This is a genomic window from Pseudomonas oryziphila, assembly GCF_003940825.1.
In the GTDB taxonomy this organism is placed as follows: Bacteria; Pseudomonadota; Gammaproteobacteria; order Pseudomonadales; family Pseudomonadaceae; genus Aquipseudomonas; species Aquipseudomonas sichuanensis.
In genome coordinates, this window is sequence record NZ_CP034338.1 from 4,746,093 (window position 1) to 4,767,499 (window position 21,407).

The following is a 21,407-nucleotide window of genomic DNA, read 5'->3' on the forward strand; positions in this document are numbered from 1 at the left end:
TCGGTGCTGCAAAACTGAATGCCCAATGGGCACACGCGTGCCCAAAAGGCCGCATATTCTCGGGGAATACACGGACATTTGCAAATGCCTTTTTCGGCGAGGCTGCGCCCCACCGTTCAGTTCTGCTGATTGAGCCGCCTTTCGGCGGCCGTGTTCCCGCCGAGGCGGGGGCTGGTGGGCAGCTTTCCCATGGAAGGCAGCCCGCCAAATTCGATTACATCTTGGGCATGCCGCCGCCCGGCAGCATGCCGCCAAGACCGCGCATCATCTTGGCCATGCCGCCCTTGGCGGAGAATTTCTTCATCATCTTCTGCATCTGCTTGTGCTGCTTGATCAGCCGGCCGATGTCCTGCACCTGGGTACCGGAACCCAGGGCGATGCGGCGCTTGCGCGAACCGCTGATCAGGTCAGGGTCGCGACGCTCGGCCGGGGTCATGGAGTTGATGATCGCCTCCATCTGCTTGAACTGCTTCTCGGCCGCGCCCTGGGCGTTGCCCATCTGCGACAGGTTGACGCCGCCCATGTTCGGCAGTTTGTCCATCAGCCCGCCGAGGCCGCCCATGTTCTTCATCTGCTGCAGTTGATCACGGAAGTCTTCGAGGTCGAAGCCCTTACCCTTCTTCAGCTTCTTGGCCAGCTTGTCGGCCTTGGCCTTGTCGATGGTCTGCTCGGCCTGCTCGATCAGGCTGAGCACGTCACCCATGCCGAGGATGCGCGAAGCGATCCGGTCAGGGTGGAACGGCTCGAGGGCTTCGGTCTTCTCGCCCATACCGATGAACTTGATCGGCTTGCCGGTGATGGCACGCACCGACAGTGCGGCACCGCCACGGGCATCACCGTCGACCTTGGTCAGGATCACACCGGTCAACGGCAATGCGTCGCCGAAGGCCTTGGCGGTATTGGCGGCATCCTGGCCGGTCATGGCATCGACCACGAACAGCGTTTCGATCGGCTTGACCGCGGCGTGCAGCGCCTTGATCTCGTCCATCATGTCGGCGTCGACGTGCAGGCGACCGGCGGTGTCGACGATCACCACATCGATGAACTTGAGCTTGGCTTCGCGGATCGCCGCTTGCGCGATGTCCACTGGCTTCTGGCTGATGTCGGACGGGAAGAAGGTCACGCCGATGTCGTTGGCCAGGGTTTCCAACTGCTTGATCGCCGCCGGGCGGTAAACGTCGGCGGACACCACCATCACGCTTTTCTTCTTGCGCTCTTTCAGGTGGCGCGCCAGCTTGCCGGCGGTGGTGGTCTTACCTGCACCCTGCAGGCCGGCCATCAGCACGACTGCGGGCGGAGCGGCATTGAGCGTCAGCTCTTCGTTGGCCGCGCCCATCAGGCGCTCCAGCTCGGCCTGGACGATCTTGACGAAGGCCTGGCCCGGGGTGAGGCTGCGCGACACTTCGGTGCCGACCGCGCGCTCCTTGATGCTGTTGACGAAATCCTTGACCACCGGCAGGGCAACGTCGGCCTCGAGCAGGGCCATGCGCACTTCGCGCAGCGTGTCCTTGATATTGTCTTCGGTCAGCTTGGCCTTGCCGGTGACATGGCGCAGCGTCTGTGACAGGCGGTCGGTCAGGTTTTCGAACATGGTGATCCTTTCAGGCCCAGTGAAGCCGAGGTTTTTCAGGCGCCCAGGTGGAAATGCACACGCGCTGGGCACAACAAGGCGGCGATTATAGCGAAGACTGCCGCCGCCGCACACCTTGCTCGGGACCACCGGCCATTCGCGGGGCAAGCCCGCTCCCACAATGCCCCACAGCCCCTGTGGGAGCGGGCTTGCCCCGCGATTGATCCGCAGTCTTCCTTGCCCACCGCGTTCTATGCCAAACTCCGTCCCTTTAAGGCTTGCCTGCCAGGACTTATGCTCTCTTCACCCAGCCTCATCCCCAACCTGATCGCCGCCTTCCTTTATGTGGCCGCGACCGTCTACCAGGCTACCGGCCTGGCCCGTGGCGCCCGCGCCGACAAGCGGCTGCTCGGTGTGCTCGGCGCACTGGCGGTGCTCGCCCAGGGCGGCGCGCTGTTCTTCCAGCTGATCACCCCGCTGGGGCTGAGCCTGGATTTCTTCAGCGCCGCCAGCCTGATCGCCGTGGCGGTGATCGGCCTGACGCTGATCGCCTGCCTGAGCATTCCAGTGGAGAACCTGCTGGTGCTGCTGTTCCCGCTGGGTGCCATAACCGCGCTGCTGGCGCAGTTCGCCCCGCCCGGCACGGTGCCGCTGATCAATGAAGAGCCGGGCATCCTCGCGCACATCCTGCTGTCGATCCTCGCCTATGGCCTGTTCACCATCGCCGTGTTCCAGGCCCTGCTGCTGTTGCTGCAGGACCACCAGCTCAAGCACAAGCACCCGTCCGGGCTGATCCGCAATTTCCCGCCGCTGCAAACCATGGAAAGCCTGCTGTTCGGCTTCCTCTGGGCCGGTTGGGGGCTGCTGTCGCTGTCGCTGGTCTCCGGCTGGCTGTTCCTCGACAACCTGTTTGCCCAGCACCTGGTGCACAAGACCCTGCTGGCCTGCGTGGCGTGGATCGTGTTCAGTGTATTGCTGTGGGGCCGCACCCGCCTGGGCTGGCGTGGCCACAAGGCGATCCGCTGGACCCTCGCCGGTTTCTGCCTGCTGATGCTGGCCTATTTCGGCAGCAAGCTGGTCCGCGAATTCATCTTGCATATCTGACGGCCGCCCATGGATACCCTGCCGTACGCCCCGCTGCTCGGCACACTGGTACTGGCACTGCTGTGGTCGGCGCTGTTCACCGCCGTGGACTGCGCTCGCCAGCAACAGAACGGCCACGCCGACCCGACCCTGCCCGCCCAGGCCCTGGTGCTCTGCGCCAGCCTCGGCAAGCTGCTGGTGTTGGGCCTGGCCTGCCTGATCGGCCAGCGCTACAGCGGCGAACACGGTTTCTGGCTCGCTGGGCTGGCCGCTACCGCAGCCCTGCTGGTGCTCGCCGAATACCTGCCGCGACGCCTGGCCCGACGCAATCCGCAGGCATTCATCAGCCTTGGCGCCAGCCTGCTCAAGGTCCCGCTGGCCGCACTGCAACCCTTGGCCTGCCTGCTCGATGGCTGCGCCCGGTTGATCCTGCGCCCGTTCCGCGTGCAGCCCATGGCGGTGGCGCTGCACCCGCAGGAAGACGACTTCGATGACGACGAGCAGCATGACCCGTCCCACAATGGCTTGCTGGCGGGCTTGCAGGCCCTGGACAAGATCACCGTCAACGACATCCTGGTGCCGCGCAACGAAGTCGACGGCATCAACCTCGACGACCCCATCGAGCGCATCGTCGAGCAGCTGATCGTCAGCCGCCACACCCGCCTGCCGGTCTATCACAACGACATCAACCAGGTGGAAGCGGTACTCAACACCAAACTGATCAGCCACCTGCTGCCGCGCGCCGAACTCACCTTCGAAAAGCTCCAGGCCGCCTGCTACGAGCCCTACTTCGTCCCCGAAAGCACGCCCCTGCAGATGCAATTGCTGAATTTCCACAAGCAACAGCGGCGCATGGGCGTGGTGGTGGACGAATACGGCGAAGTGCTGGGCATCGTCACCCTCGAAGACATCCTCGAAGAGATCGTCGGCGAATTCGAAGACGAACACAGCCTCGACAACCCGCATGTGCACCCGCAGAGCGATGGCCGCTTCATCATCGAAGGCACCGCCTCGCTGCGTGAGATCAACCGCACCCTCGGCTGGCACCTGCCCTGTGATGGCGGGCCGAAAACCCTCAACGGCCTGGTCACCGAGGCGCTGGAAAGCATCCCGGCAACGGCGGTATGCCTGAAGATCGGCCGTTATCGCCTGGAAATCCTCGAAACCGAGGACAATTGCGCCAGCAAGGTGCTGGTCTGGACCCTGACCCGATAGTTATACTCGGCCAACGCTTACCCAGCCCTGCCGTCCCGCCTGCTACCCGCACCCGGCGCCCCACGGCCAGTCCGCATCACTGACACGCCCCACGGCCCTGCGTCACCACCCCGAACAGCGCCCGCCCCTCCCTACCCCCTGGGCTATCGTCAGTCACGCGACTCATAACAATACGCTCCGGCTCCCGTGTGCCTGCCACATGGGCCGTGCCCCATGGAGCATCGACTGTCAGGGACCTACGCATGACTACCAGCAGCACCTACGCCGAACCTGCCTCGGCGGCCCCGGTCAACTCGCCAGCGCGGGTGGCCACCGCCAGTTTCATCGGCACTGCCATCGAGTTCTACGATTTCTACGTCTACGCCACCGCCGCCGCCCTGGTGATCGGGCCGGTGTTCTTCCCGTCCGGGTCGGGCACCGCGCAGATGCTCGCGGCCTTCCTCACCTTCGGCATCGCGTTCCTCGCCCGACCACTGGGCTCGGCGCTGTTCGGCCACTTCGGCGACCGTATCGGGCGCAAGTCGACCCTGGTCGCTTCGCTGTTGCTGATGGGGGTTTCGACCACGCTGATTGGCGTGCTGCCGGGCTATGACAGCATCGGCGTATGGGCGCCGGTCCTGCTCTGCATCCTGCGCTTCGGCCAAGGCCTGGGCCTGGGCGGCGAATGGGGTGGCGCGGCACTGCTGGCCACCGAGAACGCCCCCGAAGGCAAGCGCGCCTGGTTCGGCATGTTCCCGCAACTGGGCCCCTCGATCGGCTTTTTGGCCGCCAACGGCCTGTTCCTCACCCTGGCCCTGGTGCTCAGCGACGAGCAGTTCCGCGACTGGGGCTGGCGCATTCCGTTCCTGCTCAGTGCCGCGCTGGTGCTGGTTGGCCTGTACGTGCGCCTGAAACTCGAGGAAAGCCCGGTATTCGCCAAGGCCGTGGCGCGCCAGGAGCGGGTCAAGATGCCGGTGGTCGAACTGTTCGCCCAGTACTGGCTGCCGACCCTGCTGGGCGCGGCGGCGATGGTGGTGTGCTACGCGCTGTTCTACATCTCCACGGTGTTCTCGCTGAGCTACGGCGTGACGACGCTGGGCTACAGCCGCGAGACCTTCCTCGGCCTGCTGTGCTTCGCCGTGGTGTTCATGGCCCTGGCCACGCCACTGTCGGCCTGGCTCAGCGACCGCTACGGGCGCAAGCCGGTATTGATCGTTGGTGCGCTGCTGGCCATCGCCTCGGGCTTCGCCATGGAGCCGCTGCTCACCTCGGGCTCGACCACGGGCGTGGCACTGTTCCTGAGCATCGAGCTGTTCCTGATGGGGGTGACCTTCGCGCCGATGGGCGCCTTGCTGCCAGAGCTGTTCCCGACCCACGTGCGCTACACCGGCGCCTCGGCGGCCTACAACCTGGGCGGCATCGTCGGCGCCTCGGCGGCACCGTTCTTTGCCCAGAAGCTGGTGAGCATGGGGGGCTTGAGCTGGGTGGGGGGATATGTGTCGGCGGCGGCGATGATCAGCCTGATTGCCGTGTTGTGCCTGAAAGAGACGCGTGACAGCAAGCTGTAAGCTACAAGCTACAAGAGGAAGCAAACCCGCATGCGGCCTGCTTCCTCTTGCGGCTTGAAGCTTGTAGCTCGAAGCTTAGAACTCGACCTTGACCGCCTGCGAAGCGCGGGTCGCCTTGGCGCGTGCCGCTTCAACCGACTCGTCACGCGCCAGGCACACGCCCATGCGGCGGGTGCCATTGATCTCAGGCTTGCCGAACAGGCGGATGGCGGTGTCCGGCTCGCTCAAAGCGGCGTTCAAGTTGGCGAAGGCGGTCTGCTGCGACTGGCCTTCGGGCAGGATCACCGCCGAAGCCGACGGACCGAACTGGCGCACCACCGGGATCGGCAGGCCGAGAATCGCCCGGGCGTGCAGGGCGAACTGCGACAGGTCCTGGGAAATCAAGGTCACCAGGCCAGTGTCGTGCGGGCGCGGCGACACTTCGCTGAACCACACCTGGTCACCCTTGACGAACAGCTCGACGCCGAACAGGCCACGCCCACCCAGGGCATCGGTGACCGCCTGGGCCACACGCTGCGATTCGGCCAGGGCTTTCGGGCTCATCGCCTGAGGCTGCCAGGACTCCTGGTAGTCGCCCTTCTCCTGACGGTGGCCGACCGGCTCAAGGAAGGTGGTGCCGCCCACATGGCGCACGGTCAGCAAGGTGATTTCGTATTCGAAGTCGATGAAGCCCTCGATGATCACCCGGCCCTTGCCGGCGCGGCCGCCTTCCTGGGCATAGTCCCAGGCCTTCTGCAAGTCATCGGCGCTGCGCAGCAGGCTCTGGCCCTTGCCCGACGAGCTCATCACCGGCTTGACCACGCATGGGTAGCCAAGGTCGGCGACGGCCTTGCTGTAGTCCTCGAAGGTGTCGGCGAAGTGGTAAGGCGAGGTCGGCAGGTCCAGCTCTTCGGCGGCCAGGCGGCGGATGCCTTCGCGGTTCATGGTCAGTTGGGTGGCGCGGGCGGTGGGGACGACATTGAAGCCTTCGTTCTCAAGCTCCACCAGCGTGGCGGTGGCGATGGCCTCGATCTCGGGGACAATGTAGTGCGGTTTTTCCGCCTCGATCACCGCGCGCAGGGCCACGCCATCGAGCATGTTGATCACGTGGCTGCGGTGCGCGACCTGCATGGCCGGGGCATTGGCGTAGCGGTCGACGGCGATCACCTCGACGCCCAGGCGCTGCAGCTCGATCACCACTTCCTTGCCCAGCTCGCCGCAGCCGCACAGCAGTACACGGGTCGCGGTGGGCGACAATGGGGTTCCGATACGGGTCATTTCAGGTCCTCGAAGGCGTCCGGGGCCGCGCCACGCTGGCTGCCGCCCGCTGAAAATTGGACCCGCATTCTACATCAGGATACGACCATCGCGCGCCGGGCACGCCAGGCCATGATCAGCCATACCGCGGTGACTCCGGCGAACTTCGACGCCAGCGCCGTGCCGATCACCACGGGGGTCAACGCGCCGATCATGCCGAAGAAGATGAAGGTATCCACCGGGATGCTCAGCGCCGAGCTCAGCCACAGGCGGTCGCGCAGGGGCCGGCGGGTGACGCTGAATACCAGCCAGTCGATCAGTTCGGAGACGAAGAACGCCGTAGCGCTGGCCAGGGCGATGGCAGGCTCGGAGGTGGCATACGAGAGCACCAGCGCCGCCAGCATGGCCAGCAGCGCGCCATGGCCGTAGCGGGTCTGCACCATGTCGCGCAGGATGAACACCAACCCGCCCCAGGCGGACCAGATCACATCCAGGTGCGGTGCGCTGGAGAAGGCGTAGTTGATCAGCACCACGCTGCTGATATAGGCGATGAGGTAGAACATGGGCTATCTGGATGTTGGGCAAGCCGCACAGAATACTTGAATTCAAAGTCAGCGCCAGACTCTTCGCGGGTAAACCCGCTCCCACATGGATCGCGCTAGGCTTGAGGCAAGCATCGTAACTGTGGGAGCGGCGGTTCGCCGCTGCGATTTACCCGCGAATGAAACCGCAACGGTTCACAAGCCGATGATCAGCCCCGCCGCCACAGCCCGCTCATGGCAGCGCTTGAGCACCTCACGGCGCTCCTGGTTGTCCATCCGCCCCCAGCGGGTGATCTCGCTCACCGTGCGCTGGCACCCGGTGCAGATATCCTGCTCGTCCAGGGCGCAAATGCTGACGCAGGGGGAGGCCACGGGCCGTTCGTCAGTCTTCATCGGGCACCAGTTCACGGGCGTAACGCTGAGCGTTGTGCACGTAATGCGCAGCGCTGGCTTCGAGCATGCGCTGCTGCTGCTCGGTCAGCTCGCGCACCACCTTGCCAGGCGAGCCCATTACCAGCGAGCCGTCGGGGATTTCCTTGCCTTCAGGGATCAGTGCATTGGCGCCGATGATGCAGTGTTTGCCGATGCGCGCACCGTTGAGGATCACCGCGTTGATGCCGATCAGGCTGTAGTCGCCCACCGTGCAGCCATGCAGCATGGCGTTATGGCCGATGGTCACGCCCTTGCCGAGGGTCAGCGGCGAGCCCATGTCGGTGTGCATCACCGTGCCGTCCTGGACGTTGCTGTCCTCGCCGATGTCGATCAGCTCGTTGTCGCCGCGCAGCACCGCGCCGAACCACACGCTGGCACGCGCCTGCAGGCGCACCTTGCCGATCAGCGTGGCATTGGGTGCGGCCCAGCTGGTGGGATGGGTCTCGACCCGCAGGTCGCCCAGGCGGTATTTCATGTGTCGCTCCTCACGGTTGAACGCCGGTGGCGGGGTGTGCCCCGCTCAGTTCTGGATGAAACGCTCTGGCGGCTTGTGCAGGCTGATACCGGCATCGAACAGCAGGTTGACCAGCTCGACGATCATGATCGCCGACAGCCCCCAGATCTTGTAGTCGCCGTAGCGGTAGCTGGGCACGTACCAGCTGCGGCCCTGGTAATCGATACGGTGGGTGTGGTCGCGCGGGTCCTGGCGAAAGAATGCCAGCGGCACCGTGAATACGGCGGCAATTTCCGCATCGTTGGCGTGGTACTCGACGTAATCGGGGATCAGCCCGACGAAGGGTGTCACCTTCAGGCCATGCAATGAAATCAGCGGGCTGAGCGGGCCGATCACCTCGACCAGGCCAGGCGGCAGGCCGATCTCTTCTTCTGCTTCACGCAGGGCCGTGAACACCAGGTCCGGGTCCTCCGGATCGCGCCGCCCGCCAGGGAACGCCACTTCGCCACCGTGGGTGGACAAGCCCTTGGCACGCAGGGTAAGCACCAGCTCGGGCTCATCGCTGCGGGTGATGGGTAACAGCACCGCTGCTTCCGGAAAACGGCTGTCCACCTGCAGTGATGCAGGGGTGTGGTTGCTCATTCGGCGAAGAAGCTCGTCCAGCATTACGCACTCTCGATTCCAAGGCCTGCCGTGCATGATGCACCAAAGCCTGCGGGCACCCAAGCCCTGCCCCGGGCTGCTTGCAGTGGGCCGACCGCGCGCGCCAAGATAGCCAGACCCCACAGGAATGATGAAAGCATGAAATTCTGCAGCGCGTGCGGCCAGCCGGTCATCCAGCGAATCCCCGAGGGCGACAGCCGCCCACGGTTTGTTTGCGAGCATTGCCAGACCATCCATTACCAGAACCCCAACATCGTTGCCGGTGTGCTGCCCACCTGGGGCAGCCAGGTGCTGCTGTGCCGCCGCGCCATCGAGCCACGCCGCGGCTTCTGGACCCTGCCCGCCGGTTTCATGGAGAACGGCGAGACCCTCGACGACGCCGCTCGTCGCGAAACCGTCGAAGAGGCCTGCGCCCGGGTCACGCAAATGAGCCTCTACCAGTTGTTCGACTTGCCGCACATCAACCAGGTGCACGTGTTCTTCCGCGCGGAACTGGCCGACCTGGACTTCGCCGTCGGCGTCGAGAGCCTGGAGGTGCGCTTGTTCGAGGAACACGAGATCCCGTGGGATGAGCTGGCTTTCCGCACCGTCACACGCACACTAGAATGCTACTATCGCGACCGCGTCAGGCAGCACTACCCGATAGGCCATGAATACCTGCCGCCGATGAATGTCGCGTCATCCACCACTTAAGTTTTCAGGGATACGGTTTCATGCGCTGGTTGCTTGCCCTTTTCTGCCTCAGTGTCGCCTCGGTGTCGCATGCCGCGTTCACCGAAACCATCATTCGCAAGCCACAACCGGTCGTGCAGCCCGTTTCACCCGCCAGCGCCGTGGTGCAGGGGCCGTTGATCGACAAAGTGCTGGTGCTCAAGTCCGAACGCCGCCTGCAACTGATCAGCCGTGGCGAACCGCTGAAGACCTACCGCATTTCCCTGGGCAAGCAACCCAAGGGCGCCAAGGTGCGCGAGGGCGACAAGAAAACCCCCGAGGGCCTGTACTGGCTCGACTGGCGCAAGGTCAGCGACCGCTACAACCTGGCCATGCACATCTCCTACCCGAACATCACCGACGCGGCCAAGGCCCGCCGTGAAGGGGTGGATGCCGGCGGCATGATCATGATCCACGGCACCCCGATCAACGAGGAATACCCGGAGTGGTACTTCCACACCCTCGACTGGACCGAGGGCTGCATCGCCATGCGCAACGACGACATGCGCGAGGTGTGGAGCATGGTCAAGGACGGTACATTGATCGAAATCCGCCCTTGAGCGGCCGCCCCGTCGGCGCAATTTCCTAGGAAATCCCCTACACATTCTCACCACCCATCTGGCATTCAGATGGGCGCGAGACCGCATCTAATCGGCTAGCCAGATTCATAGAATCCACGCAAACGAGTACTTCCTTCGTACACGAATTGCCGGATTTCGCCATGCCGACCAACCTCCGTCGTGCCATCCCGCTGTACCTCGCCTGCCTGCTGCTGAGCCTGTGCAGCGTACCGGCTGCCGCGGCAGAAGACCCGGCCAGCCTGCAACTGCGCGACCAGCAGCAGTCGATACGCGAACTGGAGCAGCGCCAGCGGCTGCAACGCTGGCAGTACCGCCAGCCGTCCAGCCGCATGCCGCGAGGCACTTCGCCAGACGATGCCGGCAGCCCCTGCTGGCCAGTGTCGGGGGCGCGCATGAGCGGCAATCGCCGCCTCTCGGCCAGCGACCTCGAACGCACCTTGCGCCCGCTGGTGCTGCCCTGCATGGACGTGGCGGCCGTCAACCGGCTGTTCAGGGCGCTGACCGAACGCTATGTGCAGGCCGGCTATCCACTTGCGCGCCCCTTTCTGCTGCAGGCACCGCAGCCCGGCCTGCCACTGGACATCCTGATCGTCGAAGGTTTTGTCGAAGCCATCGAACTGGCTGGCGACGAGCTGCCGCTGTCGCTGCGCGGTGCCTTCCCCGGCCTGCTCGGCCAGCCACTGCACCTGCCAGACCTGGAGCAAGGCCTTGACCAGCTCAATCGCCTGCGGGCCTACGAGCTTGGCGCCGACCTGCTGCCCGGCGAGGTGGCCGGGGCGACGCGCGTGCGCATAGTCCCACACCAGGTCGGCGCCCGCTGGCACCTGGACAGCCGCTTCGACAACCGCGGCAGCCCACTGACCGGCCGTCAACGCCTCAACCTCGGGCTCGGCCTGGACAGCCCGCTGGGGCTGAACGACGACCTGCGGGTGGCGCTGTTCTCGACCGTGCTGCAGGCGCCCGGCGCCAGCCAGGGGTTGAGCCTGTACTACAGCATCCCTTACGGCCCCTGGTCCTTCGCGCTCAACGTCAGCCAGTTGCGCTATCACTCACCGTTGCCCGGCGGGCGCCAGGCCAGCGGAGGCAGCCAGTTCCAGGGCCTGAGCGGCGAGCGGGTACTGTGGCGCAACCAGCAGGGCATGCTCAGCGCCGGCCTGCGCCTGGACCACAAACGCTTGGACAACTACCTGCAACGCCAGCGCCTGGCGGTGCAAAGCCCGACCCTCACCACCCTCGACGCCGGCCTCAACCTGCTGTGGCTGGAGCATGGGCTTTGGAGCGCCTCACTAGGGGTCAGCCAAGGCCTCGACGCACTCGGCGCCGACCGCGGCGCGCTGCGCCCCGGCGCCCCGAAACCCGACTTTCGCAAGTACCGCGCCAGCCTGCTGTATCTGGCCCAGGCACCGCCCGGGCATCCCTGGCGCTGGCAAAGCGAGCTGAACCTGCAATACAGCCCCGACCCGCTGCCCGCCATCGAGCAGCTGCTGCTCAGTGACAACAACAGTGTCCGCGGCGTGCGCCAGCGCACCGTCTCCGGCGCCAGCGGGGCCGTCTGGCGCAATACCCTCAGCTACCCCTTCGACCTCCTTTCATCCACCGCCGTGCAACTGCGCCCCTATCTGGGCCTGGACCTGGGCTGGACCCGCTTCGACCACGGCAGCCCTTCGCAGCGCCTGGCCGGCGGCACCCTGGGCCTGGAGCTGAGCCTGCCCGGCAACCGCATACGCCTCGACTACCAACGCGCCCTGTACGCCAGCGATCGCCCGCGCCACGCGCTCGAGCCCGGTTTCTGGGGCCTGGAGTGGACCTTGAACCTCTGATTCATCCACCGAAAGGAGAGCACCACCATGAAACCGTCCGAACATCCCCGCCCGCTGCACCCTGACCGGCTGCGCTGGGCAATGTTCCTCTGCCTGTGCGCCTCGCCCACGCTGCTGGCCGCTGGCCCGCTGCAACCTGCCCCCGGCCCGGGCGGCACGCCATTGGTCAGCGAGGCGCACGGCGTCCCGTTGATCGATATCGTTGCGCCCAACGCCAGCGGCCTGTCGCACAACCAGTTCCTCGACTACAACGTCGGCAACCAGGGCCTGGTCCTGAACAACGCCGTGCACGCCGGCCAGTCGCAACTGGCCGGCGCCCTGGCGGCCAACCCACAGTTCCAGGGCCAGGCCGCCTCGACCATCCTCAACGAAGTGATCAGCCGCAACGCCTCACTGATTGAGGGCCCACAGGAAATCTTCGGTCGTGCGGCCGACTACATCCTCGCCAACCCCAACGGCATCACCCTCAACGGCGGCAGCTTCATCAACACCACCCGCGCCGGTATGCTGGTCGGCACCCCGGTCATCGAAGACCAGCAGCTCAAGTACCTGGATACGCTCGAGGCCGAGGGCGCGCTGCAGGTACTGGCGGGAGGGCAGTCCAACAAGGAAGGCGCGCTGGACCTTATCGCCCCGCGTATCGAAAGCGTCGGGCCGCTCGAGGCCAAGGGCGAGCTGAACCTGAAGGTCGGCCGCCAGCGCCTCGACGCTGCCAGCGGCGAGGTACTTAAGCACCTGCCAGGCACCCCGGGCAGCATCGACGCCAGCCTGTTCGGGGCCATGCGTGCCGGGCGCATCCGCGTGCTGAGCAGCGCCGAAGGCGCAGGCGTCAAGGTCGGCGACGTGGCCTTGCATGCCGATGACGGGCTGACCATCCGCTCCGCCGGCGACCTGCGCGTGCAAGGCACCGGGCAGCACCAGGCCAGCCTGACCAGCACCCGCGGCGCCCTGACCCTGGACGCCGCCGGCGACCTGCAACTGACCGCCACCCGTGGCCAGGCCGAGCGCATCGACGCCCGCTCGGGGCAGACGCTGACCCTGGATGCCGCCACCCGCGAAGAGGTGCAGCGAGACCGCGAGGCCTGGGACAAGAAATGGTGGTTCGTCACCAGCGAAACCTACAGCCGCGAACGCACCCAGACCGACCTTGCGCAACAGGGCTCGGACCTGCAGGCCAGTGACAACCTCACGCTCGACGCCCGCGACGACCTGCAACTGAGCGCCGCCCATCTGCAGGCCGGCGGCACGCTGGCCTTGCACAGCGGTGCCGACCTGGCAATCGACGCCGCAGTCGACAGCAGCACCGTCGACGAGCAGGTGCGCCATCGCAAACACCTCTGGCGCGGCGACAGCGACAGCCAGCAATACCGCGAAAAGGCCAGCCCCAGCACCCTCCAGGGCGCGCAGATCGTGGCCAGCGCCGCCAATGCCCTGCGGGTTCGCGCCAGCACCCTGCACAGCCAGGGCGACCTGCAATTGCAGGCACGCCAGGTCGAGGTGGGCGAGCAGGCGCTCAAGGACAGTGGCAACCAGCGCGACTACCGCGGCGACCTGGTGTCCGGCACCTTCTTCGGCAAGCGCAACGGCGACCAGACCCAGGGCAGCCAGGCCAGCGGCAGCAGCCTGCGCGCCGAAGGCAAGCTCAGTGTCAGTGCCGACAGCATGGCCATCCGCGGCAGCACGGTCAGCAGTGGCGGCGACGCCGTGCTGTACAGCGACAAGGCCTCGCTGACGGTCGAGGCCGCCAAGAGCACCCGCCAATCGCAGCAAAACGCCAGTGACAGCAAAGTGTTCGGCCTGCTCGGCAAGAGCAGCGAAACCCGGCAGAACACGCAACAGGTGCTGCAGAGCGACCTGCGCTCCACCAGCAACCTGCGCCTGGCCAGCGCCGATGAGTTGAAGGTGCAAGGGGCTACCCTCAGTGCCGGGCAAAAACTGGAGCTCGATGCCAAGGGCAACCTCGACATCGAAAGTGCACAAGCCACCCACAGCAGTGAACGCTCCAGCCAACATCGCTATCTGACCGCCAGCGCCCAGCAAACCCGGCTGGCGCAGGACGGCAAGCCGGACTCGCGCCAGTACGACGCCAGGGTCGGCTATGAGGTTGCCCAGGTCGACGAGCGGCAATCGGCAACGCAGCAGGTCGCCAGCACGCTGAGCGGCGCTGCCGTTGACCTGCACAGCGGCGGACAGCTGAACGTCACGGGCTCACAGGTGCTGGCCAATTCCGGGGACCTGAACCTGCAGGCGCAGAAGGTGGTTCTCGACGCCGCGCGCCATACCGAGGACAACCAAACGATCGACACTCGCAGCGGCGGCGGCCTTGCCTTGACCGGCGGCATCGACCGCATCGGCAGTGCCTTCTACGGCCACCGCAAGCAGGACAGCCAGCGCGAAACCAGCAGCACCCTGCAACGCAGCGAACTCAAGGCCGCTGGCGACCTGCGCATCGACACCCCGCACCTGGCCAGCGAAGCGGCCAGTGTCGAGGCCGCAGGTACACTGCTGGTCAACGCCCCGCGCATCGACAATGGTGCCGCGCACAACAGCACGACCCGCGAACAGCGCAGCAACCACTGGCAGGGCAGCCTGGGGGCGAGCCTCGAGTACCGCGATATTTCCCGGCCTGTCGAGCGCCTGATCAACGGCGAAGAAGCCGCGCGCTTCCAGCAGCCCGGCATCGAGGACGCGCTGGCGCCCCCCAGTGTCGGCGCCGACCTGAACGTAAACCACCTTGCCCGCACCCAGACCGACACCAGCAGCAGCGCCCAGGCCAGCACTTTCAGTGGCGCCACGGTGCGTATCGACGCCAAGCGTATCGATGACCAAGGCACCCACTACAGCGCCAGCAGCGGCCCGCTGCAGATCCAGGCCGACACGCATCAACTGCTTGCGGCAAGCGACGAGCTGCAGCACGAAGTGCGACGCCTGGCAGTCGACGGCGGCTTGCGCGTGGATACCAGCACCGGGCAGGACATCAACGGCCGCCTCGAAGGCAAAGGCGGCACCCTGGCGCATGAGCAGACCACTACCCTCGCCCGCCCCGGCAGCCTGTATGGGCAAACCGGTATCCAGGTACAACTGGGCAGCGATGGGCGGTATGAAGGGACGCGCTTCAACGGTGGCGATGGCGCGGTCAACCTGGCCAGCACCGGCAACCTGACCTTGGCTGCGGCCCATGACAGCACCACGCAGAACAAATCGCAGCTGGACGCCAGCCTCTGGGCCAAGGGCGGCAACCGCCCCGGCAGCCAAGGCCTCGACCTGCGTGGCTACCTCGATCACAGCTGGCGGCAAGGCGAAGACACCAAGGCGCAAGTGGCCCAGGTCGACGCCAAAGGCGCGGTCGAGCTCAGCAGCGCCTCCAACCTGCACCTGGAGGGCACGCGCATCGATGCCAACGGCGATATCACGCTGCACAGCGACGGCCTGCTGACCGTTGGCGCCGCCAGTGAAAGCCATGAGGCCAGCGGTTCCACCCTCGGTGGCGGGCTGGAAATCGCCGGCACAATCGGTGCAGGCAAGGGCGGTAACCTGGGCGGGCATTTCACCAGTGCCAAGGTGGATGAACATGACCTTCAGGCCGTGGATGCCCGCTTCACCAGCAACGCTGCGCTGCAGTTCACAAGCCTGGCCCGTGATGACGTCGCCTTGCAGGTTCAGGGGCTGCAGGCCAGCGCCGCGCGGATCGGCCTGGATGCCAGGAATGGCGGTTTGCTGATCGAAGCATCGAGCCAGCAGGAGCACCGCAACAATCGCGATATCACCGCTGGGGCCGGCTTCAAGCTGAACCGTGGCGAAGCCCGCGACAAGGATGTGCGCGCCCTGCACGGACGGGTGCAGGTGGCACTCGACAGGCGCGACAACCAGACCTGGCACGACAGCACCCTGAACGCCGGGGAAATCGACCTGCACAGCCGTGGCGACTCACGTATCGAAGGCGCGCGCCTGGATGCCGAGCGCATCCGTGGCAAGGTGGGCGGTGACTTGCTGGTCGCCAGCCGCAAGGACCGAGTCGACAGCCTCGCACTGAAGGTCGACGGGCGCCTCAGCCAGGAAAAGAACCCGCAGGGCCATATCAACGCGGTCAGCGCACTGGCCGGGCCGGCTGGCGGCAAGGTGCGCGACAAGGCGGGCAAATTGCTGGCCAAGTCGGAGCCCGCCTTGTCGCCGACGCTCAAGGTGGAAGTCAGCCATCAACAACGTGACACCGTCACCCGGCAGACCACCCTCGCCGGCACCCAGGGCATCGACCTGAAAGTGGCAGGCGATACCCGCCTGACCGGTGCCAGGCTGCTGGCCAGCGAAGGCCGCGTCGATCTGGGCGGCAGCAGCGTCACCCGCGAGACCTTGAGCGGTCGTGACTATCGCCGCGACCTGTCGCTGGACGCGTCCAACTCGCCGATCGACCTGGGCACCGCGGTGCTCGAAAGCACCAGAGGCAAAGGCGCCGCCGAGGGCGACAACCCGCTTGACCTGGGCCTGTTGCGTACCAGTGGCCACAGCCGTGATGCCGAGTGGGCATCACGAATCGACGGCAAGCCGTAGCCATCACGGCTAAACATGCAGAAACAAAGCATGCGCAGCAATCGCCGGGGCCCCGCGCCCCGGTAACCTTTCTGCAAACTGATCGTCATGTTTGCGACCTACAGTTTGCGTTTGCTTCAACTCGGATAAAAGGACACCTGATGAGTCGAGACAGCGGCGACAACCTGGACCGCAACCTGAGCGGAAACCTGCCGATGGCCAGCATCATGGACGCCTACCTGAGCCGTCGGGCCGTGGTACGCGGCGGCCTTGGCGCGGCGATCGCCATGATCGCCGGCGCAGGCCTGACCGGCTGCTTCGACAGCGGCGCCAGCACCCCTGCCCCCACGCCAAAACCTGCCACACCCAAACTTGGCTTCCAATCGATCAAGGGCTCGCGCACCGACGCCTGCGTCGTCGCCGCCGGCTACAGCGCCTATGTACTGGCGCCTTGGGGCACGCCGCTCAACAGCAGCGGCAAACCTTGGCAAGCGGACGGCAGCAACAGCGCCGCCGACCAGGCCAACGCCATGGGCATGCACCATGACGGCATGCATTTCTTCCCCATCGATGGCAGCTCCGAAGACGGCCTGCTGGCGATCAACTTCGAATACATCGACACCGCCGCCCTGCACCCGGCCGGCCCTACCACGGTCGGCGGCAAACGCCCGGCCGAAGAGGTGCGCAAGGAGATCAACGCCCACGGCGCCGGCGTGGTGCGCATCCGCAAGGTCAGCGGGCGCTGGCAGGTGGTCGACAACGACCCGCTGAACCGGCGCTTCACCACCGCCACGGTGATGGACATCGCCGGCCCCCTGCGTGGCACAGAGCACGTCAAGACCCGCTTCTCGCCCAGTGGCGTGGAATGCCGTGGCACCAACAACAACTGCGGCAACGGCTACACCCCATGGGGCACTTACCTGACCTGCGAGGAGAACTGGCCGGGCATCTTCGTCAACACCGCCACGCGCCCCGCCGACCAGGTACGCATCGGCGTCTCCGCCACCACGGGCCAGTACAGCTGGGAAACCGCCGCCGGTGACGCCAGCGAGTTCGACGACGAATTCGCCCGCTTCAACCTCACCCCAAGCGGTGCCAGCGCCAGCGACGACTACCGCAACGAGGCCAGCACCTACGGCTACATCGTCGAGATCGACCCATACAACAGCGCCAGCCGGGCGGTGAAGCGCACCGCGCTGGGCCGATTCCGCCACGAGGGCTGCTGCCCGGGCCTGGCCGTGGCCGGCAAGCCGCTGGTCTGGTACAGCGGCGACGACTCCAACAACGAGTACCTGTACAAGTTCGTCTCGGACGCGCCGTGGGACCCTGCCGACGCCAAGCCTGCCGACCGCCTGGCCACCGGCGCCAAGTACCTGGACAAGGGCAAGCTCTACGTGGCGCGGTTCGATGCCGACGGCAAGGGTGTGTGGCTGCTGCTCGATGCCGTATCCGCCACGACCGACGGCGCCACCCTGGGGGCACGTTACGGTGACCTGGCGGGCATCATCCTCAATACCCGTGGCGCCGCCGACGCCGTGGGCGCAACGCCGATGGACCGGCCCGAGTGGACCGCGGTCAACCCGCTCAATGGCGACGCCTACCTCACCCTGACCAACAACAGCGCGCGCAGCCCGGACAAGGTCGATGCGGCCAACCCGCGCGGCCCCAACCGCCACGGCCACATCATCCGTTGGCACGAAAGCGACGATCACCAGCGCTTCACCTGGGACATCTTCGTGTTCGGCGCCAACGCCGCCGGCGGCCCCGACATCAACCGCTCCGGCCTGACCGAGATGAACCAGTTCGCCAGCCCTGACGGCATGCGCTTCGATAGCCGTGGCGTGCTGTGGTTCGAGACCGACAACGGCGAACAGAGCGTGACCAGCTACACCAACGACCAGTTGCTGGCGGTGATCCCCACCGACCTGGTGGATGGCAACGGCAAGCAGATACCGGTCAACCCCAGCAACCAGGCGGACCTGCGGCGCTTCTTCGTCGGGCCCAATGGCTGCGAGGTGACGGGCATCGCCTTCACCCCGGATAACAAGACCCTGTTCGTCAACATCCAGCACCCGGAAAACTGGCCAGCCAGCGGGATCGCCACCGATGCCACGCCGGCCGGCGATAAGGTGCGCCCACGCTCTTCGACCGTGGTGATCCAGCGTAACGACGGCGGGGAGATCGGCATCGCCTGAAAGGCGCGGTAAATCGCTTGCAACAGGCCACATGGCAGCAACTGACGGCAAGGTCGCCAGTTGCTGCGGCCAGCCGACTCAGACCTGGATGAACACCAAGAAAGATGTTTCCCGCGTCACTGTAGGTTCCAGTTCCATATTCTTCCGGTGCTTGTGAACCATCACGCTGAACGTCCTACACATTTGATGAGAGGACGCGACATGCACGACATGAACAACGCCACGATGTACGAGGAAGAAGCACCCGTTTTCGAGAGTTCCTTCGCTCACGACCAGCTTACCGTGTTTGCCATGGATACCCCGGAGCTCGACTTCATGCTCACCTTCATGCCGGTGTTCGGCCTGGAAGTACCGGCTGAGGTCTATCTCAAGCTGCGCACCGACATACTTGAAGGCACCCTCACCAACCCTGCATACCAGGTGGTGACGCAGCAAGACACCATCACCCGCTACGACAACGACTTGCAGGTCATCTTCATCGACCAGTCGGCCATCGACCGGGTGCTCGCCAACCCACAAGACACACCCGAATTCCTGTTGGCCCTGCTCGGCGCCTTTGGTAGCCATCTGGCGAACCTGATCCAGATCGAGCGCCACGCCATGGGCGAGAGCGATCTGTCGCCAGAAACACCCGAACAAGCGCAGCAAGTTGCCGGCAGATACGCCAGCATGATGACCTTCATCGACAGCTCACCCGAGAACGGCACGGTGTTCGGCTATTTCACCGTTGCCGGGGAAGAACTGACACTGGCACTGGATGTGAGCGACGCGCCCCCTGTCGAAGCAGTGATCCCGGAACTGCGTCGTGTCGGGCCACAACCACGGTTCGCCGCAGGCGAAGATGGCCACGAAACGATCGCGCAGGTGCTGAGGGAAGTCGGTTTCAGTGCGCAGGAAGTCCAGGCTGTCTACTTCGGCAACTGGCTACGCGACCATTCGCAACTGATCGACCCCAAGCTCGTTCGCCCCGAAGGTGCCCCCAAGCAATTCCCCAGGAAGATCTCCAGAGACGTCCTCACCCAGATCGTCGACCTGTTGGCACTCAAAGCGTTCAACGGCCTGCAGAACACCGAGGAGGGGCGCGAAGCCTACAGGGTGACCACCGAGCTGCTCGGGGTGTATCGCCCGTCGGAACACATCGACAACCCCACCGACCATAGCGAGATGCCCCTCGACCCTAGGGAAATCGACAAGGATTTCGAAGCGCCAGTCAGGCCAGGTGATTACGCGACCATGGTCTATCCCTATCAATCGATAAAGGGCTACATGGATGGGCCGATCACTAACCTGCATCACCACATCCAAAGGGCTGGGTACTCCAGCGAAAAAACAGATCGCCTTCGGCATTTCGGCGAAGCCCTGCATATCGTTGAGGATTATTTCGCCCACTCCAACTTCGTCGAGCTTAGCTTGCGCAAGCTTGGCTATACGGAGGTACTGCCTTGGACAACAGAAGCCGAATGTAGACATGGCCTGCCGGTGGTTACCGGCCTGTTCAGCGGTTTCGACATCCTCGCCAGTGTCGCCGAACCGTTGGGCAAGATGATGTTCCCCGCCACCCCTCCGGCGTTCGAGGACATTGAACGTGGCTACCGTAGCGATGCCGAGAAGGTGATGCTGATTCTGCTCCGCGAGCAGGAAAATCCCATGTGGCTGCAAGCACTGGAACGACTGCTGGCCCTGCGCGACAACCTCGCCGATAACCCGTTGTTCCGCTTTGCCCATCATGCGTATTGGGCAGTGACCCTGCCGTTGCGGGTGGTCGGCCATTACTGCAACCAGGTCTTCCAGTCACTGCTGACAAAACTCGGCGACCTGGTGGACGATTTCCAGACAGAGTTTGGTGATGACCCCAACACTACGCCGGGCGTAGACCCGACCCACTCACAGCTGGCCAAGGATCACGACACCCACCCCTTCCACGAACTGGCGATGTTGCTCGCCAAGGAGGCAGTACGACAGTTGGGTGGTCACATGCAGGCGTACTGGAGGGGTGAGCTGGCACTGCCACCCTCAGAAGAGGCCACCGCCTTCATCAAGCACCCTTATGACACCGACTGGCAGGATGCAATCGTCGCCGAATGGGCAAGTACCCATGAACAGGAAATTGCGCGGGGAGCCTCTTCCAGCCTGTTCGACGAGCTGCGTGACAATTACGAGAAACATGCACGGGAACATCTGCGCGAGCTTGATGAGAACAAGAACTACACGCCGATCAAGACCAGCGAAAGTTTCAGAAATCTCTTCCCGTTCTTTTGATTGCAATAACCTTTGAGCACAAAAAAAGGGTGGGCCTATGGCCTAATGTCGGTCAGTTAAGCCAATTTGGGCCGCTTTGCGGCCCTTCGCGGGTAAACCCGCTCCCACAGGATCTCGCAAAGCCTGAAGCTGGCGCGAAACCTGTGGGAGCGGGTTTACCCGCGAAGGGCTGCAGAGCAGCCCAAATAAGTGCAATGAAGCGCTAACTGACTGGCATTAGCCTGTGCCCACCCTTTTGGGGCCCATTCAAATCTCGGCTCAAAGGTCCAGCAACTGCCAGACCTCAAAAGCCGGTGTCTGATACGGATGGCTGCGCTTGAGCGCGTCGACGACCTGCATGATCAGCCCGTCGGCCACCACCAGCTCCACTTTCCACTCCTCGACCACCTCGACCTGGCCGGCCTGCCCGAGGTACGGCTGGCTGCCGTGCAACGGGCGGAACTGGCCCTGGCCGAGGGTCTGCCAGGCGCAGTGGTCATAGTCGCCGATGCGTCCGCCACCGGCGGCAAACACAGCGGCCTTGACCACCTCGACATGGCTGTCGGGGACGAAGAAGGCGAGCTTGTGCACCC

General features: G+C 65.0%; 16 protein-coding genes. 9 read left to right on the plus strand and 7 right to left on the minus strand.

The annotated features are described in order from the left end of the window. Positions 1 to 214 precede the first annotated feature (214 nt). The gene (gene ffh, locus EJA05_RS22270; protein WP_125465251.1) at positions 215 to 1,591 is read right to left on the minus strand and encodes a signal recognition particle protein; all 1,377 of its coding nucleotides are present in this window, start codon (positions 1,589 to 1,591) and stop codon (positions 215 to 217) included. A gap of 273 nt (positions 1,592 to 1,864) precedes the next feature. Here ffh and EJA05_RS22275 point away from each other — a divergent pair, with 273 nt between their 5' ends. From EJA05_RS22275 to EJA05_RS22285, 3 genes are all read left to right on the plus strand, one after another. Continuing rightward, entirely contained in the window at positions 1,865 to 2,674 is an 810-nt protein-coding gene (locus EJA05_RS22275) for a cytochrome C assembly family protein (protein ID WP_125859956.1), read from the plus strand. A gap of 9 nt (positions 2,675 to 2,683) precedes the next feature. Then, positions 2,684 to 3,868, plus strand: a complete 1,185-nt coding sequence (locus EJA05_RS22280; protein ID WP_125859958.1) for a transporter associated domain-containing protein — start codon at positions 2,684 to 2,686, stop codon at positions 3,866 to 3,868. 242 nt (positions 3,869 to 4,110) lie between these two features. Further along, entirely contained in the window at positions 4,111 to 5,415 is a 1,305-nt protein-coding gene (locus EJA05_RS22285) for an MFS transporter (RefSeq protein ID WP_125859960.1), read from the plus strand. A 75-nt stretch (positions 5,416 to 5,490) separates the two neighbouring features. Here the strand turns inward: EJA05_RS22285 and purT are convergent, their stop codons facing one another. The 5 genes from purT to EJA05_RS22310 all read right to left on the minus strand — a co-directional run bounded on the left by purT (position 5,491) and on the right by EJA05_RS22310 (position 8,745). Continuing rightward, positions 5,491 to 6,672 (minus strand): formate-dependent phosphoribosylglycinamide formyltransferase, encoded by a 1,182-nt coding sequence (purT, locus tag EJA05_RS22290; RefSeq protein WP_110993295.1) that lies wholly within the window; start codon positions 6,670 to 6,672, stop codon positions 5,491 to 5,493. Positions 6,673 to 6,746: 74 nt separating this feature from the next. Beyond that, positions 6,747 to 7,214 (minus strand): VUT family protein, encoded by a 468-nt coding sequence (locus EJA05_RS22295; RefSeq protein ID WP_125465255.1) that lies wholly within the window; start codon positions 7,212 to 7,214, stop codon positions 6,747 to 6,749. 174 nt (positions 7,215 to 7,388) lie between these two features. After that, complete coding sequence (locus EJA05_RS22300; RefSeq protein WP_125859962.1) at positions 7,389 to 7,586, minus strand: DUF1289 domain-containing protein; 198 nt, start codon at positions 7,584 to 7,586, stop codon at positions 7,389 to 7,391. Then, the gene (locus EJA05_RS22305; RefSeq protein ID WP_125465257.1) at positions 7,576 to 8,100 is read right to left on the minus strand and encodes a gamma carbonic anhydrase family protein; all 525 of its coding nucleotides are present in this window, start codon (positions 8,098 to 8,100) and stop codon (positions 7,576 to 7,578) included. Before EJA05_RS22305 ends, EJA05_RS22300 begins: the two co-directional genes overlap by 11 nt. Positions 8,101 to 8,145: 45 nt before the next feature. Then, positions 8,146 to 8,745: a CoA pyrophosphatase gene (locus tag EJA05_RS22310; protein ID WP_125465258.1), complete on the minus strand. Its 600-nt coding sequence runs from the start codon at positions 8,743 to 8,745 to the stop codon at positions 8,146 to 8,148. Between the two features lie 135 nt (positions 8,746 to 8,880). Between EJA05_RS22310 and EJA05_RS22315 the strand changes: the two genes are divergently transcribed. The 6 genes from EJA05_RS22315 (at position 8,881) to EJA05_RS22340 (ending at position 20,835) form a co-directional block, all read left to right on the plus strand. After that, positions 8,881 to 9,435 carry an NUDIX hydrolase gene (locus EJA05_RS22315; RefSeq protein ID WP_125859964.1) on the plus strand — a complete coding sequence of 185 codons (555 nt, stop codon included), beginning with the start codon at positions 8,881 to 8,883 and terminating at the stop codon, positions 9,433 to 9,435. 20 nt (positions 9,436 to 9,455) lie between these two features. Further along, positions 9,456 to 10,013 carry a L,D-transpeptidase family protein gene (locus EJA05_RS22320; protein ID WP_110993289.1) on the plus strand — a complete coding sequence of 186 codons (558 nt, stop codon included), beginning with the start codon at positions 9,456 to 9,458 and terminating at the stop codon, positions 10,011 to 10,013. A gap of 161 nt (positions 10,014 to 10,174) precedes the next feature. Then, positions 10,175 to 11,854 (plus strand): ShlB/FhaC/HecB family hemolysin secretion/activation protein, encoded by a 1,680-nt coding sequence (locus tag EJA05_RS22325; protein WP_125859966.1) that lies wholly within the window; start codon positions 10,175 to 10,177, stop codon positions 11,852 to 11,854. Positions 11,855 to 11,881: 27 nt separating this feature from the next. Then, complete coding sequence (locus EJA05_RS22330; protein WP_125859968.1) at positions 11,882 to 16,402, plus strand: hemagglutinin repeat-containing protein; 4,521 nt, start codon at positions 11,882 to 11,884, stop codon at positions 16,400 to 16,402. A 140-nt stretch (positions 16,403 to 16,542) separates the two neighbouring features. Next, positions 16,543 to 18,576, plus strand: coding sequence for a PhoX family protein (locus EJA05_RS22335; RefSeq protein ID WP_125859970.1), 2,034 nt, complete (start codon positions 16,543 to 16,545; stop codon positions 18,574 to 18,576). A 201-nt stretch (positions 18,577 to 18,777) separates the two neighbouring features. Then, a complete protein-coding gene (locus EJA05_RS22340; protein ID WP_190306018.1) occupies positions 18,778 to 20,835 on the plus strand; it encodes an HET-C-related protein in 2,058 nt (685 codons plus the stop codon). 258 nt (positions 20,836 to 21,093) lie between these two features. On the opposite strand, the gene EJA05_RS22345 is transcribed toward EJA05_RS22340, so the two are convergent. Continuing rightward, positions 21,094 to 21,405, minus strand: coding sequence for an NGG1p interacting factor NIF3 (locus tag EJA05_RS22345; RefSeq protein WP_125859974.1), 312 nt, complete (start codon positions 21,403 to 21,405; stop codon positions 21,094 to 21,096). Between the last annotated feature and the right edge of the window lie 2 nt (positions 21,406 to 21,407).